This window comes from Halolamina pelagica, from assembly GCF_001307315.1.
Lineage (GTDB): Archaea > Halobacteriota > Halobacteria > Halobacteriales > Haloferacaceae > Halolamina > Halolamina pelagica_B.
Map to the genome: position 1 here is coordinate 1,326,320 of NZ_LGUC01000001.1, position 15,597 is coordinate 1,341,916.

13 protein-coding genes and 4 pseudogenes are annotated in these 15,597 nt (G+C 67.5%); 9 read left to right on the top strand and 8 right to left on the bottom strand.

The features are described 5' to 3' along the window. Positions 1-30: 30 nt before the first annotated feature. Positions 31-795 carry a DUF4013 domain-containing protein gene (locus SY89_RS07015; RefSeq protein WP_239685533.1) on the top strand — a complete coding sequence of 255 codons (765 nt, stop codon included), beginning with the start codon at positions 31-33 and terminating at the stop codon, positions 793-795. A 13-nt stretch (positions 796-808) separates the two neighbouring features. On the opposite strand, the gene SY89_RS07020 is transcribed toward SY89_RS07015, so the two are convergent. Beyond that, a complete protein-coding gene (locus SY89_RS07020; protein ID WP_054583674.1) occupies positions 809-1,273 on the bottom strand; it encodes an RDD family protein in 465 nt (154 codons plus the stop codon). Between the two features lie 193 nt (positions 1,274-1,466). Between SY89_RS07020 and SY89_RS07025 the strand changes: the two genes are divergently transcribed. Continuing rightward, positions 1,467-1,841, top strand: coding sequence for an SHOCT domain-containing protein (locus SY89_RS07025; protein ID WP_054583675.1), 375 nt, complete (start codon positions 1,467-1,469; stop codon positions 1,839-1,841). Positions 1,842-2,495: 654 nt separating this feature from the next. Here SY89_RS07025 and SY89_RS19820 read toward each other — a convergent pair. Then, a complete protein-coding gene (locus tag SY89_RS19820; protein ID WP_463467450.1) occupies positions 2,496-2,645 on the bottom strand; it encodes a DUF7129 domain-containing putative zinc-binding protein in 150 nt (49 codons plus the stop codon). A gap of 112 nt (positions 2,646-2,757) precedes the next feature. Here SY89_RS19820 and SY89_RS07030 point away from each other — a divergent pair, with 112 nt between their 5' ends. Together SY89_RS07030 and meaB are read left to right on the top strand one after the other, a co-directional pair. Beyond that, a complete protein-coding gene (locus tag SY89_RS07030; RefSeq protein WP_049981223.1) occupies positions 2,758-3,174 on the top strand; it encodes a cobalamin B12-binding domain-containing protein in 417 nt (138 codons plus the stop codon). Further along, a pseudogene (gene meaB, locus SY89_RS07035) lies at positions 3,171-4,243 on the top strand (methylmalonyl Co-A mutase-associated GTPase MeaB). Before SY89_RS07030 ends, meaB begins: the two are co-directional and overlap by 4 nt. Here the strand turns inward: meaB and SY89_RS07040 are convergent. Beyond that, entirely contained in the window at positions 4,244-4,981 is a 738-nt protein-coding gene (locus SY89_RS07040; protein ID WP_054583676.1) for a competence/damage-inducible protein A, read from the bottom strand. A 92-nt stretch (positions 4,982-5,073) separates the two neighbouring features. Here SY89_RS07040 and SY89_RS07045 point away from each other — a divergent pair, with 92 nt between their 5' ends. After that, a complete protein-coding gene (locus SY89_RS07045) occupies positions 5,074-5,391 on the top strand; it encodes a DMT family transporter (RefSeq protein WP_054583677.1) in 318 nt (105 codons plus the stop codon). 31 nt (positions 5,392-5,422) lie between these two features. Here the strand turns inward: SY89_RS07045 and proS are convergent. Together proS and SY89_RS07055 are read right to left on the bottom strand one after the other, a co-directional pair. After that, positions 5,423-6,906, bottom strand: a pseudogene (gene proS / locus SY89_RS07050) (proline--tRNA ligase). A 90-nt stretch (positions 6,907-6,996) separates the two neighbouring features. Then, positions 6,997-7,518 carry an 8-oxo-dGTP diphosphatase gene (locus tag SY89_RS07055; RefSeq protein WP_144427159.1) on the bottom strand — a complete coding sequence of 174 codons (522 nt, stop codon included), beginning with the start codon at positions 7,516-7,518 and terminating at the stop codon, positions 6,997-6,999. Positions 7,519-7,711: 193 nt separating this feature from the next. On the opposite strand from SY89_RS07055, the gene SY89_RS07060 reads away from it, so the two are divergent. Beyond that, entirely contained in the window at positions 7,712-9,643 is a 1,932-nt protein-coding gene (locus SY89_RS07060) for a beta-CASP ribonuclease aCPSF1 (RefSeq protein WP_054583678.1), read from the top strand. Positions 9,644-9,810: 167 nt separating this feature from the next. On the opposite strand, the gene SY89_RS07065 is transcribed toward SY89_RS07060, so the two are convergent. Continuing rightward, positions 9,811-10,644: an endonuclease III domain-containing protein gene (locus tag SY89_RS07065; protein ID WP_054583679.1), complete on the bottom strand. Its 834-nt coding sequence runs from the start codon at positions 10,642-10,644 to the stop codon at positions 9,811-9,813. A 51-nt stretch (positions 10,645-10,695) separates the two neighbouring features. Beyond that, the gene (locus SY89_RS07070; protein WP_080506625.1) at positions 10,696-11,214 is read right to left on the bottom strand and encodes a DUF371 domain-containing protein; all 519 of its coding nucleotides are present in this window, start codon (positions 11,212-11,214) and stop codon (positions 10,696-10,698) included. A gap of 281 nt (positions 11,215-11,495) precedes the next feature. On the opposite strand from SY89_RS07070, the gene SY89_RS07075 reads away from it, so the two are divergent. From SY89_RS07075 to SY89_RS07085, 3 genes and pseudogenes are all read left to right on the top strand, one after another. Further along, entirely contained in the window at positions 11,496-12,419 is a 924-nt protein-coding gene (locus SY89_RS07075) for a coiled-coil protein (RefSeq protein ID WP_054583680.1), read from the top strand. Positions 12,420-12,534: 115 nt separating this feature from the next. Then, positions 12,535-13,539 (top strand): signal peptide peptidase SppA, encoded by a 1,005-nt coding sequence (gene sppA, locus SY89_RS07080; protein WP_054583681.1) that lies wholly within the window; start codon positions 12,535-12,537, stop codon positions 13,537-13,539. A 144-nt stretch (positions 13,540-13,683) separates the two neighbouring features. Then, positions 13,684-14,768, top strand: a pseudogene (locus SY89_RS07085) (DUF373 family protein). On the opposite strand, the pseudogene SY89_RS07090 reads toward SY89_RS07085, so the two are convergent. Next, positions 14,765-15,528: pseudogene (locus SY89_RS07090) on the bottom strand (hypothetical protein). The pseudogenes SY89_RS07085 and SY89_RS07090 overlap by 4 nt on opposite strands. Positions 15,529-15,597 lie beyond the last annotated feature (69 nt).

The following is a 15,597-nucleotide window of genomic DNA, read 5'->3' on the forward strand; positions in this document are numbered from 1 at the left end:
GACGGGGGCGTTCTCAAAACTGGCAACGTAGTGGGAATCGTTAAGTTGGTGTCGGTGGCTGTTTCGGCCGATATGTTAGAAGAGGGACTTTCGTACCCGTTCAACGGCGACAGTGCGCTCGGTCGGATCATCATCGGTGGGCTGCTCGGCTTCGGTAGCTTCCTGATCGTTCCGGCGATCGCGCTGATGGGATATCTGGTCTGGGTTCTCGACGGCGCCGCACGCGGGGAGGAAGAGCCCCCCGCCTTCGAGAACTGGGGCGACATGATCGTCGACGGGCTGAAAGCGACCGCGGTGACGATCGTATACGGGATCGTTCCGTTCGTGTTGATGCTCATCAGCATCTTTGTCGCCGGTAGTGGCGGTACCACCGGAAACGAAACTGCAACAGGAATATTGGGGGGTATCGGCCTTCTCGGACTGCTTCTAAGCTTCGTCGCGTTGTTCGTCCTCTACTACCTCATCCCGGCGGCACTCACCAATATGGCGCTCGAAGACGATTTCGGGGCCGCCTTTGATTTCAACACGATTAAACAGGTAATTCTCTCTGGAGACTACCTCGTCGCGTGGCTGATTCCGTTCGTACTTGCGGCGGGAGTCCAAATCTTGCTTACCGCCGTGACTTTCGTCCTCGTCCTCTCGATCGTCGGAATCCTCGCACTCCCACTGCTCCTGATCGTCGGACCGTTCATCCAGTTCTACGTGCAGGTTGCCGCGTTCTACATGTTCGGCGTCGCCTTCGGGAAAGTCGTCGACGTGCCGGGCGCAGTGACCGAGGACAGCGCCGCGCTCTGAGCCCCGTTTCGGCTCACTTCGTCTCCACGACGACCGTTCCCCCGGCGAGGTCGCCGACTCGCTGGCCGCGCTCGGTGACGACGATCAGCGCCGCGCCGAGCAGGAAAAACGCCGGCAGCGCGTCGGCGACCCGGAGTAGGTTCCGCACCAGCGCGTCCCAGTAATCGATCTCGTCGCCGTCCTCGGTGACGACGACGAGTCCCACGGCGCGCTTTCCCAGCGTCTGGCCGTACTTGCCCTCCGTGAGCACGAAGTACCCCAGGCCGGCGACGACGGTGAACGACTGGAGGACCAGCACCGCGAACTCGACGGCCACTGGCCCGGTCGGGTCGGCGACGAACACGAACGTGAACGCGGCGACGAGTCCGGAGACGACGCCGAAGACGGCACCCACCAGGAGCGTATCGAGGAGAAAGGCGCCCACGCGCTGGCCGAACGTCTTGCTCTCGGTGCCGAGCCGCGGGGCAGGACGGGTCATGTGGCCACGGTCGACGGCACGTCCCTTCACCGTTGTGACCCGCCTCGGGGTCGGCGGTCGGTCCATCGCCCGCGGGGATTTTGGAAAGGAAACTGAGAATTGGCCCGAATCCGGGTGAACGAGGTCCGGCTGGGTTGATAACCATAGTTACCGAAGAGAAAACGTGGTAAAGCATGGACACGTATCGTTACCCATGTCCTCGAACACTGACGGTCGACAGCTCGCCGTGGTACTGCTGGCCGTCGTCGTCGCGCTCATTGTCTTCCCAGCGTTGTTCATGGGAATCGGAATGATGGGCGTCGGCGGGATGATGGGCGGCGCGTGGGGCGGACACATGTGGGACGGCAGCGCCACTGGCGGCTTGTTCCCGCTGCTGGGGTTGGCGATGCAACTCCTGTTCCTGCTCGCCTTCCTCGGTGGTGCCTATCTGTTCTACCGGGCCGTCGCCAGTGGCGGCGGAGACGATCCGGCGATCGAGGAACTCCGCTCGGCGTACGCCCGTGGCGAACTGACCGACGAAGAGTACGAAACCCGCCTGGAAGCCCTCGGCGGTGACCGGGAGGGGTGATCAGCTGTGAGTGGACGACAGCCGGATGGACCTTCGCTCCCGCGGTGGATTGACCGGTACGCGACACTTGGCCTGTACGGGCTCCTCGTCGGCGCCGGCCTCTCGCTGCTTGCGCTGTTTACCAACCCCGTCCCCGACCCGTCGTTCCCGTGGGCGACGTTGCCCGCGTCGCTTCGACTGCCGGTGACCCAGCCCCGGATCGAACACTGGCCAGTCACGTACACGGTGGGAATCTGGCTGTGGGTGTGGTTGTTGCCGGCGCTGTTCCTCGCAGGGTACCGACGGTACCACGACACGCTCGGCGCGACGGGCTGGCTCGTCGGGCTCCCGACGGCGTCAATGGGTATGTTGACGACGTACTGTCGATTTTTCTGGCCGAAGCTCCAGCCCCCACGTGGAACGCACCGTCCTACACGCTCGTCTGCTGGCTGTACTGCTCCTCCTACGAGCCGGTTTGGAGTAACCTGGCGTACGCTGTCGCCGGCGTCGGTGTCGTCGCAACGGTTCTCGCGGCTCGGCGACTTCGCCGGGACGTGGCTGCACTCGCGGCGTTCGGCATTCTGGCGTTTCCGTTGGGGCTGCCGGCGCTAGTCGCCGCGTGGCGTCGACGCGCGATGCGGCATGGCACCGCCCGACCGGCCGGAGGTGTGAGTGCTACTCCGCCCGGTCCTTCGTGAGGTTCTCGACCCGACCGCCACACGCCGGACAGACCGTGAGCCCGCCGTCGGCCGTGTGGTGTTCGAGGCAGTCTGTACATTCGTACACTTTTCTCTCCGATCGGTACTCGTTCAACGACTTCTTCATCGTTACGTGTTACCAATAGTCACTCACAGTATTCAACCCTTCGGCGATGTGGCTCTCGACGGGTGATGTCGACCCGTTAGAGTGAAACCGCGGCCGGGCGAAGTAGCTCCCAATGAGCGCAGATCAGGAGCAACGCACCATCCGCTGTCTCGTCGCCAAGGTCGGGCTCGACGGCCACGACCGCGGCGCACACGTGATCGCGCGTGCGTTCCGCGACGCCGGCTTCGAGGTCATCTACTCCGGACTCCACCGCGCGCCCGAGGAGATCGTGCAGGCGGCGGTCCAGGAGGACGTCGACGTGCTCGGGATCTCCATCCTCTCGGGCGCCCACAACACGCTGGTCCCCAAGGTGATCGAGGGGCTGAAGGAGTACGACGCGTTCGACGACACGCTGGTGCTCGTCGGCGGCATCATCCCCGACGAGGACAAGGAGGAGCTGCTGGAGCTGGGCGTCGCCGAGGTGTTCGGCCCGGGGACGCCGATGGAGGAGACCGTCGAGTTCGTCGAGGCGAACGCGCCCGAGCGATGAACGCCGCCGCCGAGACCGAGCTGGTCGAGGAGCTGCTCGCGGGCAAACACCGCGCGCTGGCCCGCGTCATCTCGAAGGTCGAGAACCGCCAGCCCGGCTACCGCGACATCGTCTCCCGGCTCCACGAGCACACCGGCCACGCCGACGTGATCGGCGTCACCGGCTCCCCGGGCGCGGGGAAGTCGACGCTCGTCGACAAGCTGGCCGCACACTACCGCGAGCGGGGGAGACCGTCGGCGTGATCGCGGTCGACCCCTCCTCGCCGTACACCGGCGGCGCCGTTCTCGGTGACCGCATCCGGATGGCGAGCAACGTCGGCGACATGGACGTGTTCTTCCGGTCGATGTCCGCCCGCGGGACGTTGGGCGGACTCTCGACGGCGACCGCGGACGCCGTCAAAGCGCTCGACGCGTTCGGCAAGGACCGAATCATCGTCGAGACCGTCGGCGCCGGCCAGAACGAGGTCGACATCGTCCGGACCGCCGACACCGTGGTCGTGCTCGTGCAGCCGGGGTCGGGCGACGACGTGCAGATGCTCAAAGCGGGGATCCTGGAGATCGGCGATCTGTTCGTCGTCAACAAGGCTGACATGGAGGGCGCGAGCCGGACCGTCGCGGACTTAGAGGAGATGCTCCACATGGAGCGCGATCCGACGGCGAAGCTGAACACCGGGAGTTTCGAGAAGCCCGACCACCCGGACCAGGAGGAGATCGACGCGAACGGGAGCGCCCCGACCGAGGACGACGACGAACACTGGGAGCCGATGGTGCTCGAGACGGTCGCGAAAAGCGGTGAGGGCGTCGAGGAACTGATCGAGACGCTCGACGAGCACTCGGCGTGGATGGACGAGACAGGGCGCCGCGAAGCGAAGGCGAAACAGCGCTACGCCGCGGAGATCCGCCAGCTGCTCCGGGCCGACGCCGCCGACCTGATCGACGACGAGCTCGACCGCTGCGGCGGCGTCGAGGCGATGGCCGAGCGCGTGCTCGACCGCGAGACCGACCCCTACACGGTCGCCGACGAGGTGCTCGGTCCGATCGAGGACTGCGTCCGCCAGCAGCGGGAGTAGCTACGACCTCTCCTCGCCGACCGGAACGCGTTCGCGGAGCCACGCGACCCCCTCCGCGACGCGTTCCGCGTCGTCGCCGGTCACCTTCAGCCGGTTCCGCCCCTCCGTCGAGGGGTAGCTCCCGACGGCGAGGTCGAACCGGCCGCGGAACGTCGCGAGCGTGTCGGTCAGCGACCCCTCCGGCGCGGTCGTCTCGAACGTCTCGCTCACGGCGTCGCCGCCGAACTCCTCGGCGACCGAGTCGAAGGTCGCCTCGAACTCCGCGGGCGGGCCGGGGAGCACGTAGACGTTCTCGACGACGGCGCCCGGGGAGAGCCCCTCGGGGTTCGAGAGCGGCCGCCCGCCGGCGGGCGTCGCGCCCCACGCCGCCAGGTCGAGGTCGATCTCCTCGGGGTCGAGAGCGTCGGCGTCGACGCCGCGGTAGTCGGCGAGGTGGGCGATCAGGTCCTCGCGAACCGCGTCTTCGAGGGTCAGTTCGCGGTCGAACGCCTCGGCGACGGCCGCCATCGTCACGTCGTCGTGCGTGCCGCCGAGCCCGCCGCCGACCACGACGGCGTCGAACCGCGCGGCCCAGTCGTCGACCGTGTCGGCGATCAGCCCGGCGTCGTCCGGGATCGTGAGCATCCGGGCGACCGACGCGCCGCGCTCGTCGAGCCGGCGCGCGAGCCACTCGGCGTTGGTGTTCCGGGTGTCGCCGGCGAGGATCTCGTCGCCGACGGTGACGATGGCCACGTCCATGCGACCCCGGAGGCGGGCCAGCCCCCTGAGTCGTTCGCCTCCGGCCCGGCCGAACCGCGGGAGCTATGGCCGGCGGTCGTCCAGCCACGGGCATGTCGTGGTACCTCCTGTTCGCCGCGGGGCTGTTCGAGATCGCGTGGGCGATCGGCCTTGAGTACTCCGAGGGGTTCACCGAGCCGGTCCCGACCGCCGGCACCGTCGTCGCGCTCGTGGCGTCGATGCTGCTGCTGGCGAAAGCGGTCGAGCAGCTGCCGGTCGGGACCGCCTACGCCGTCTGGACCGGGATCGGCGCCGTCGGGACGGCGATTTTGGGGATCGCGCTGTTCGACGAGCCGGCGACGGCCTCGCGGCTGGGGTTCGTCGGCGTGATCGTCGTGGGAATCGTCGGTCTGCACGCCGTCTCGACGTAAAAACGAGCTTCGCGGGAGCGGCCGCGGGCGGTCAGTACGACTTCGCGAAGAACGCGGTCTCGTCGGCGTCGTCGCCACAGACCGCGCAGTCGGCGTCGCCCGCGAGCACGTCGTCGTGGTGTTTCTCCTCGTCGTCGGGGAACGGGACCATCACGATCTCGGCCGCCATCTGGTCGCTGATCTCCTCCTCGCAGCTCTCCTCGCCGCACCACGGCGCCCGGACGTAGCCGCCGTGCTGGCCGAGCGTGCCGAGGATGCCCGCACGGTCGTCGGCGTCGCGGACGTTCGCCTCGATGTTCGCCTCGGCCTCGGCGAACAGCTTGGCGTAGACGGTGTCGAGTTCGTCACGGACGGACTCGGCGACGTTCTCGCGGTCCAGCGTGACCTCCTCGCCGTCGGGGCGGTGGACCGCCGTGATCTCGCCGTCCTCGACCTCGTGGGGGCCGATCTCGAAGCGGACGGGCACGCCCTTCAGCTCCCACTCGTTGAACTTGAACCCGGGGTTGCGCTCGTCGCGGTCGTCGAGTTCGACGCGGACGCCGGCGTCCTCGAGGTCCTCGGCGACTTCTTCAGCGTAGTCGAGCACCTCGTCTTTGGTGTCGGACTGCCAGATCGGGACGATCACGACCTGCTCGGGCGCGAGCGTCGGGGGCAGCACGAGCCCCTGCTCGTCGGAGTGGGTCATGATCAGCGCGCCCAGCGAGCGCCACGAGAACCCCCAGGAGGTCGTGTGGGCGACGCGCTCCTCCTCGTCCTCGTCGCTGTAGGTAATGTCGAACGCCTCCGCGAACGACTGGCCGAGGTGGTGGGAGGTCGCGCCCTGCACGGACTTCCCGTCGGGCATCAGCGCCTCGACCGTGGTGGTCGTGTCGGCGCCGGGGAACTTGTCGTGGTCGGGCTTCTGGCCGCGCATCACGGGGATCGCGAGCACGTCCTCGTACACCTCCTCGTACTGGTCGAGGCGGGTGAGCGTCTCCTCCCACGCGTCCTCGTCGGTCTCGTGGGCGGTGTGGCCCTCCTGCCAGAGGAACTCCTTGGTGCGGAAGAACGGCTTCGTCTCGGTCGCCTCCCAGCGAACCACGGAGGCCCACTGGTTCACGCGCAGGGGAGGTCACGGTGGCTGCGGATCCACTGGGACATGTAGGGGGCGATGATCGACTCGGAGGTGGGCCGGACCGCGAGGCGCTCCTCCAGCTCCTCGTGGCCGCCGTGGGTGACCCACGCGACCTCGGGGTCGAACCCCTCGACGATGTCCTTCTCGCGCTCGAGGTAGGACTCGGGGATGAACAGGGGGAAGTAGGCGTTCTGGACGCCGGTGTCCTTGAACCGGGCGTCGAGCTCGCCCTGCACGCGCTCCCAGAGGCCGTAGGCGCGCGGACGGGCGACGATGAACCCGGACATCCCCTCCGGGCCGTAGTTGGTGAGGCCCGCCTTCTGACAGACTTCGGCGTACCAATCGCCGGTGGCGTACTCCTTGGACTCGGTGATCCCGAGCGTCTGGTCGTCGTCGCTCATACCGCGAGGAAGTGGTGGTCGCGGCTTAAAACGTCCGAAGGTGTGTGCCCCCGCCCCGCGCTGACGTGGCGGCGCAGTACGGGGGAGGAGTCACAGGGAGGGCGTCACGCCGGTCTCCATGCGTACCTCCCGAGGCTCGCCGTCGCTGTAGACGAACCGCCCGCGGAACGTGCCGCCGTCGAGGACGTGGGGGAGCCACTCGCGGTCGGTCTGCCACATCTCCGCGAAGGGGAGGTCGTCGACGGGGAACCACCGCGGGTCGGCCTCCGCGGTCTCCTCGGGCGTGCCAGCGTACTCGGTCGCGCGGAACACGTGGACGACGGCGTCCCAGCCGTCCGAGCGGTAGACGAACACGCCCGCCCGCTCCGGGTCCAGCACGTCGATCCCGACCTCCTCGCGCACCTCGCGGACGACGCACTCCTCGACCGTCTCGCCCGGCTCGACTTTCCCGCCGGGGCCGACCCACTGGCCGCTGCCGACGCCGCGTTTCTTGCGGATCAGCAGCGTCTCGTCGCCGGCTGCGCCGCCGTCGCCGCCCGGATCGTCGCCACGGTCGACGAGGTGGCAGAGCGTCGCCGCCGGCAGGTCGTCGACAGGGTCGTCCTCGAACACGGCCGGCGGTTCGTCGGTGGGCGAAAAAGTGTGTCGGCCAGTGGCGCGCACCCGCTTTGGGAAGGTTTTTACGACCGCGCGGGAGTATCTCCTGGTAAGCGGGTTCTCGCTGTACTTTCCCGCGCGGCACCACCGAAGCGATAACCGCTACTCTCGCGTCGGGCAACGCCGCCGACGCGAGCGTCTTCGACACATGAGTCAAGTAGATACGCAACTCGAGGAGTTGAAAAGTGAGATCGAGGCCGAAATCCCGAGTACGATCTCCATCACCGACGTGAAGTACGAGGGGCCGGAGCTGGTCGTCTACACCCGGGACCCCAAGGAGTTCGCCGGCGACGGCAACCTGGTGCGCCAGCTGGCCTCCAAGCTTCGCAAGCGCATCACGGTCCGTCCCGACCCCGACGTGCTCTCCCGCCCCGCGGAGGCACGCGAGAAGGTCATGGACGTGATTCCGGAGGAAGCCGGGGTCCAAGATCTGGATTTCCACGAGGACACCGGCGAGGTCGTCATCGAGGCCGAGAAGCCCGGGATGGTGATCGGCCGCCACGGCTCGACGCTCCGGGAGATCACCCGCGAGGTCGGCTGGACGCCCGAAGTCGTCCGGACGCCGCCGATCGAGTCCTCCACCGTCTCGAACGTCCGGAACTTCCTGAAACAGGAGCGCCAGGAGCGTCGGGACATCCTCGAACGGGTGGGCCGACAGATCCACCGCGAGGAGATGCAGGACGAGCAGTGGGTCCGCATCACCACCCTCGGCTGCTGTCGGGAGGTCGGCCGCGCCGCCTTCATCCTCAACACCGCGGAGACCCGAGTGCTCGTCGACTGCGGCGACAAGCCCGGCGCCGAGGGCGAGGTTCCCTACCTCCAGATACCCGAAGCGCTCGGTGCGGGGGCACAGAACCTCGACGCGGTCGTCCTGACCCACGCCCACCTCGACCACTCCGCGCTGATCCCGCTGCTGTTCAAGTACGGCTACGACGGCCCGATCTACTGCACGGAGCCGACGCGTGACCTGATGGGGCTGCTCACGCTCGACTACCTCGACGTGGCGTCGAAAGAGGGCCGAACGCCGCCGTACGAGTCCGCACAGGTCCGTGAGGCGATCAAGCACTGCATCCCGCTGGAGTACGGCGACGTGACCGACATCGCGCCCGACCTCAAACTCACGTTCCACAACGCGGGGCACATTCTCGGCTCGGCGGTGAGCCACTTCCACGTCGGCGACGGCCTCTACAACGTCGCGTTCTCGGGCGACATTCACTACGACGACACCCGCCTGTTCAACGGCGCCGTCAACGACTTCCCCCGGGTGGAGGCGCTCGTGATGGAGTCCACCTACGGCGGGCGCAACGACTACCAGACCGACCAGGAGGACTCCGAGGAGGCGCTGATCGACGTGATCAACGAGGCCCACGAGAAGGGCGGGAAGGTGCTGATCCCCGCGTTCGCTGTCGGCCGGTCCCAGGAGATCATGCTCGTCATCGAGGAGGCGATGCGGACGGGGAAGATCCCCGAGATGCCGGTCCACCTCGACGGGATGATCTGGGAGGCGACGGCGATCCACACCACCTACCCCGAGTACCTCCGTGACGACCTGCAGGATCGGATCTTCCACGACGACGAGAACCCGTTCCTCGCCGACCAGTTCAACCACATCGACGGCGGGGAGGACGAACGACAGGAGGTCGTCGACGAGGGGCCGGCGATCATCCTCTCGACCTCCGGGATGGTCACCGGCGGCCCGATCATGTCCTGGCTGCGCCACCTCGGCAGCGACGAGGACTCCACGCTCACCTTCGTGGGCTACCAGGCCCAGGGGACCCTCGGCCGACGGATCCAGAACGGCTGGGACGAGATCCCGGTCTCGGACTTCGGCTCGGGCCGTGACGGCCGCGGGTCGAAGCTGACGCTGGAGATGGACGTCGAAACCGTCGACGGGTTCTCCGGCCACGCGGATCGCGAGGGGCTGATGAACTTCGTGCGCAACATGAGCCCCCGCCCGGAGAAGGTGCTCTGTGTCCACGGCGACGAGAGCTCCGTCCAGGACTTCTCCTCGGCGCTCTACCACGAGTTCAACATGCGCACGTTCGCGCCGAAGAACTTGGAGACGTTCCGGTTCAAGTGAACCGTTTTTGCGGGGGCATGTCCTCGGCGGCGTAACCGCCGCCTGCGGCCAGACACCCGCAAAACCCGTTCATGCAAAAAACGCTCACTCGTTCTACGGACTCGCTCGCGCCGAAGAACCTCGAGACGTTCCGGTTCAAGTAACCGCCAGAGACGCTCATTCCGCAGTTAGTCCTCGGCGACGACCTCCGCCGGATCGACGACCGCGCCCGACAGTTCGTCGATGCCCACCTGGTCGCAGTGCTCTACCAGCGGGCACGCCTCCGGGCCGTCGAGACACGCCGGCTCACGGGCGGTACAGTACTCCCGGCCGAACTGTATCATCGCCGTGTGGCCGAAGCCGCACTTCTCCGGCGGAACCGCGGCCTCGATCGCCTGCCGGACCTGCTCGTGGTCGGCGTCCGCGGGCGCGAGCCCCATCCGGCGCGCGATGCGGTGGACGTGCGTGTCGACGGGGAAGACGCCGCCGCGGCCGCCCGAGAACAGCAGCACGCAGTCGGCGGTTTTCGGGCCGACGCCCTTCATCTCGAGGAGCACGTCCCGGACCTCGTCGGGGTCGCCGGTTTTGACGAACTCGTCGAAGCTCTCCTCACCGCCGTACTCGTCGACGACGCGGTTCGCGAGTCGGATGATCGTCTCGGACTTCTGGTTGTACAGCCCCGCGGAGGCGATCGTCTCGGCCAGGTCGTCCTGCGCGGCGTTCGCGAGCGACTCGGCGAGATCCCCACGCTCCCCGTACCGACTCATCAGGCTGTCGTGGGCCGGCTGACTGGCTTTGTCGCTCGTGTTCTGACTCAGGACCGTCCGGACGAGACACTCGAAGCCGTCCTGGCCGCCGTAGGCCTTCTGCCAGTACATCGCGCCGAGTTCATCGACGACCGCCTCGGCGCGCGTCTCGGGCTCGCTGTCGTCGCCGGGCACGACCGTCTCGCCGCCGCCGCCGGGGCCGCCGCTGATGTTCCTCGACGGCTCGTCGGGTCGGTCGTCGGCGTCGTCGTTCATGTACTGCCGTTGGCTCGTCTTCCGCAAAAAGCGCCCGGCAGCGGCGAACCGCTACCGCTCGACGGTGAGCGTCAGCGTCAGCGTCGCCCCCTCGGCGAGCGCGTCGATCAGGTCCCGGTCCAGATCGGCGGCCGCGCCGTCGGCGCCGACGAACACGGTCCGGTCGTCGACGTACTCGCTGGTCCGGCCGACGAGGCTGCGGTCGCCCTCGAAGGTGAGTTCCGGGTCGCCGCGAGCAGTGATGGTGTCCGTGTACGTTTCGCCGTCGAGTGCAGCCTCGAACTCGGCGGTGATCGTCGCCCCGGCGGACTGGCAGGCCGAGACGAAGGCGTCGTCGAACTCCGCGGGTGTCGTGTCGGCCTCGACGCCGACGATGCAGTCCCCGGCGGGGGTGAGCCAGTCGTCGCTGGTCAGTTCGACGGTGCTCCCGTGTGTGCCCGCGACGTGCTCGTGGCCGCGGGCGTGGATCCGTTCGACGGTGGATGTCCCAGGTGCGTCTTCGGCGGTCCCGGATGTGTCTTCGACTGTCTCCTCTTCGCCCGTGCCCGGGGCGCCGTCGGCGTCGCTCATACCCGTCGGTCGGCGACGCCGGCGGAAGTGCCTGCCGAACTGGAACGACCCTCCGGGCGGTGTGTGGGTCCGTGACGGCCGATAGAGACCGTGTGAAGCAATTACACCCACAATCCACCGAAGAATTTAACTACGCCAGTAGCATACGTTCAGGTACCAGAACGCCTCCGGCGCTGGTGGCACCGCACGCAGAATGATCGGGAACTCTTATCCACGATTTACTGCGGTCTCACGAGCGTCCGCTGTGTCCGGAGGGCGGATGGTACAGAGGTTCGATTAGCATGGTAACGAAACAGGACGTACTCGAGAAGTACGACATCGAAGCACTGACCGAATCGGATAACGTCGACCTCGACGACGATAAACTCGAGGATGGTTCTAAGGGCGAACTGATCAAACTCGCCGGCCAGCTCCGCGACCGGCGGAACGATCTGAACCAGATCGCCTCCGAGCGCGCGTCCAAGCGGGACGACCTGAACGCCAAGACCCGGGAGAAGGTCGACGAGGCCCAGGAACACCGCGAGAAGCGCGACGAGCTCAACGAGCAGGTCCAGGAGCACAAGGAGAAGCGAAACGAGCTCAACGCCGACGCCAACGAGCTGTTCGACGAGGTCGAGGAGATGAAGGAGGACCTCGAGCTCGACGACGGCAAGGACGCCGAGGAGCTCCGCGAGGAGATCGAGGACCTCGAGTTCCGCCAGCAGACCGAGGTGCTCTCCGCCGAGGACGAGCGCGAACTCATCGAGAAGATCGAGGAGAAGCGCGAGCAGCTCGCCGAGCGCGAGGAGAAAGTCGACCAGAGCGACGAGCTCGAAGAGAAGATCGAGAAGGCGGAGGAGGTCCGCTCCGAGGCTAGCCAGCACCACCAGAAGGTGACGGAGCTGGCGGACAAGGCCCAGGAGCACCACAACGAGATGATCGAGGCCTACCGAGAGGCCGACGAGATTCGCGACGAAGCGGACGAGATGCACGAGCTGTTCGTCGAGGCCCAAGAGGCCGCGGACCGCCACCACGAGGACTTCGTGCGCGTCCAGAAGCGCCTGCGCGAACTCGACAAGGAGGAAGAGGAAGAGCGCAAGGACGAGCGCGAGCAGAAGATGGAAGAGGAGAAGGAGGAAGCCGAGGAGATCTACCAGAAGTTCAAGGAAGGCGAGACCCTCGACACCGAGGACCTGATGAAGCTGCAGAAGACCGGCCTGCTGTAACGTTCGACGCGACGGATCACACTTCGTTTTTCGCTGCCGCTATGCCGGTAGCCTCGGCGCCGTCGACGCCCGCGGCTGCCAGCATTTTTTGTACCACCCCGCCGCAGTAGCGCCCATGTCCAACACCTCCGATCGACTCGGACAGCTGCTCGTGATCGCGGGCGTGACGCTGTTCGCGCTGCTCGCGGGCTGGCTGTTGTTCGTCGAGTTCGCTACGGATCTCGCGGATCTGTTTGGCGTGCTGCTCGTCTTCGCCCTCGGCGCCGCCGCCCTCCGGTTCGCGTCGGGACTGGCGGGGAGTCAGTTCCCCACGTACAACGTCGCCGAAGTCGGCGTCGAGGGGCCGATCACCCGCGACGGCGAGGGGAACAACCCCATCCCGACGGGGCCGGTCGGCGCCACCGCCGACGAGATCGCCGAGCAGATCGACACCGCCGACGGGGATCCCGCGGTCGACGCGCTGCTGGTCAAACTCAACACGCCCGGCGGCGAAGTGGTGCCGAGCGAGGACATCCGCAACGCGGCCGAATCGTTCGACGGCCCAACGATCGCCTACACGACCGACGTGTGCGCCAGCGGCGGCTACTGGATCGCTTCCGGCTGTGACGAGATCTGGGCGCGGGAACCCTCCATCGTGGGCTCGATCGGCGTGATCGGCTCCCGGCTCAACGTCGCCGACCTCGCGGACCGACTGGGCGTGAGCTACGAGCAGTTCACCGCTGGCGAGTACAAGGACGCCGGCACCTCCCTGAAAGATATCGACGAGGACGAACGGGAGTACCTCCAGGGGATCATCGACGGACTGTACGACCGCTTCGTCGGCCGCGTCGCCGAGGGACGAGCCCTCGACGAGAGCGAGATCCGCGACACCGAGGCACGGATCTACCTCGGTGACGAGGCCGTCGAACTGGGGCTCGTCGACGAGATCGGCACGCGCGAGGACGTGATCGACCGCCTCGAAGACGAACTCGACGAGGAAGTGAGCGTCCGCGAGTTCGAGCCCCAGCGCGGCGCGCTGGCCCGCGTGGGCATGGGCGCCCGTGCGGTCGCCTACTCCTTCGGTGCGGGAATCGCCAGCCACGTCGACACGGACGGACTCGGCGTGCGGTTCCGGACGTAAGGCCGGTGGTCGCCTCGGCCCCCCGAGTCGCTGGCGGGGGCTGACCAGAAGCTTAACGTCCCGGGGCCCGTCCCTCCCGGCGTGAGCACGCTGGTCCTCTGTGTGGACCGCTCGAACGACGTCGGTGCCAAGACGGGCGCGTCGATGCCCGTCGCCGGCTGGGAGGCGGTGCGCTCGCTCGTCACCGACGTGGGGCTGGCAGACCCCGAAGACGCGAGCGTGAACTGCCTGCTCGAGGCGCTGCGTGTCGCCCGTGATCTGACCGACAGCGGCGACGACGCCACCGTCGCGGTGGTCTCCGGCGGCGGCGACTCCCGAGTCAACGCCGACCGCGCGATCGCCCGGCAGATCGATGACCTCCTGGAGCGCTACTCCCCCGACTCGGCGATCGTCGTCGTCGACAGCGCCGAAGACGAACGCGTCGTGCCGATCGTCGAGTCACGCATCGGCGTCGACGGCGTCGACCGCGTCGTGGTGCGGCAGGCACGGGACATCGAGTCCACGTACTACCTGCTCAAGCAGTTCCTCGGCGACGAGGAGATGCGCAAGACGGTGCTCGTACCGCTCGGGGTCGCCCTCCTGGTGCTGCCGGCGCTGGCGATCCAGTTCTCGCCCCAGATCGCGATGGCCGGCCTCGCGTCGCTTTTGGGCGCGGTGTTGCTGTTCAAGGGGCTCGCCATCGACGACCGGCTCGAGAACACCCCGAGCAGGTGCGCGAGGCGCTCTACTCCGGGCAGGTCTCCGTCGTCACCTACGTTGTCGGGGTCGGGCTTGCGCTCGTCGGCGCCTTCCTCGGCGGGCTCTCGGCGACCGAAGCGAGCGCCGAGCCCGCGCTGATCCGGTTCGTCCTGTTCGTCTACGACGCGGTGCCGTGGCTGGCGCTGGCGGCGTTGACCGCTTCTGCCGGCCGAGTGGTCGACGAACGCATTCGCGACGAGCGACTCACCTCGCCCGTCATGAACCTCCCCTTCGGCGTCGTCGCCGTCGGGCTGGTGATCCGCGGGTTCGCGGGCTACTTTCTCGAACAGCAGGCCGACATCCCCCACCTGACGCTCTCGCTGTTGAACGTCGAGATCGTGTTCCAGCCGGGCCAGCGTCTGCTGGGGTTCATCGTCGCGGGGATCGTCGTCTCGCTGATCGGCGTCCGCGTCGCCTCACGGGTCACGGAAGAAGTCGAAGAAGATCCCGTTGCCACCGAGGAGTCCGACGGCGACGTAGAGCAGTCCTAGAACTGGCCGGCGCTCGAACTCGTCGACTGCTTTTCCTGCGGGCGGATCACGTCAGCCAGCGCGACGACGCCACCGAGCAGCCAGCCGAGGGGGACCGCGATCCCGAACCACATCGCGACGTACGCCGGCCCCTCGAGCGCGAACCGGTCGCGGATGATCTGGTTCAGTCCGCCGACGGTCAGCACGTTGTCGAGGATCCAGATCGCGAGGTTGGTCGACCCCGTGAGCACGCCGGCGAGGGCGGGGGAGTACAGCGCCGCGACGACCGGGGGAGAAACAGCGCGGTCATCGCCGCCGGATACGCGAGCAGGACGCTGGTCAGCCGGTCCCCGCGTCGGGAGAGCACGAACGCGAGCCCGGCCGAGACGGTCGCGACGGCGCCGGCGGCGCCGACGGCGATCAGCCCGTTCGTCGAGAACTGTCTGACCCAGGCGCCGACGGTCAGCAGCCCCCACGTGACCGCGGCGAGGCCGACGACGCCGACGATGCCCAGCCGGGTGGTCGCGGAGTCGAGTTTGGCCGCGTAGTACCGCGTCGCGAAGCCGAGCAGGAGGAGCGGGTAGCCGATCACGACGAGCGGGATGCCGATCGCCGCCCACGCGTAGTAGGCCGCCGTCTGTGGGCCGGTCTCGGGCTCCCAGCGGCCGAGCACGCTGCTAGGGTTGAGCTGTCGAGGAAACGCCAGCTCCATCCACGTCGCGTGGAGGCGCGCGACGTCGATTCGGATCGCGTCGATCAGGCCGGTTCGTTGCCCTTGCATTGAGCGAGTAGAGCAGTCCCGCCGAAGTGAAAGTTGCGGTGCGGCGAACGGCTAACTAATGACGCTCGT

Excerpts from the sequence above, each read along its gene's own strand:
- SY89_RS07020 (WP_054583674.1), bottom strand. The coding sequence starts at position 1,273 with ATGACCCGTCCTGCCCCGCGGCTCGGCACCGAGAGCAAGACGTTCGGC.
- SY89_RS07025 (WP_054583675.1), top strand. The coding sequence starts at position 1,467 with ATGTCCTCGAACACTGACGGTCGACAGCTCGCCGTGGTACTGCTGGCC.
- SY89_RS19820 (WP_463467450.1), bottom strand. The coding sequence starts at position 2,645 with ATGAAGAAGTCGTTGAACGAGTACCGATCGGAGAGAAAAGTGTACGAA.
- SY89_RS07030 (WP_049981223.1), top strand. The coding sequence starts at position 2,758 with ATGAGCGCAGATCAGGAGCAACGCACCATCCGCTGTCTCGTCGCCAAG.
- SY89_RS07040 (WP_054583676.1), bottom strand. The coding sequence starts at position 4,981 with ATGGACGTGGCCATCGTCACCGTCGGCGACGAGATCCTCGCCGGCGAC.
- SY89_RS07045 (WP_054583677.1), top strand. The coding sequence starts at position 5,074 with ATGTCGTGGTACCTCCTGTTCGCCGCGGGGCTGTTCGAGATCGCGTGG.
- SY89_RS07060 (WP_054583678.1), top strand. The coding sequence starts at position 7,712 with ATGAGTCAAGTAGATACGCAACTCGAGGAGTTGAAAAGTGAGATCGAG.
- SY89_RS07065 (WP_054583679.1), bottom strand. The coding sequence starts at position 10,644 with ATGAACGACGACGCCGACGACCGACCCGACGAGCCGTCGAGGAACATC.
- SY89_RS07070 (WP_080506625.1), bottom strand. The coding sequence starts at position 11,214 with ATGAGCGACGCCGACGGCGCCCCGGGCACGGGCGAAGAGGAGACAGTC.
- SY89_RS07075 (WP_054583680.1), top strand. The coding sequence starts at position 11,496 with ATGGTAACGAAACAGGACGTACTCGAGAAGTACGACATCGAAGCACTG.
- sppA (WP_054583681.1), top strand. The coding sequence starts at position 12,535 with ATGTCCAACACCTCCGATCGACTCGGACAGCTGCTCGTGATCGCGGGC.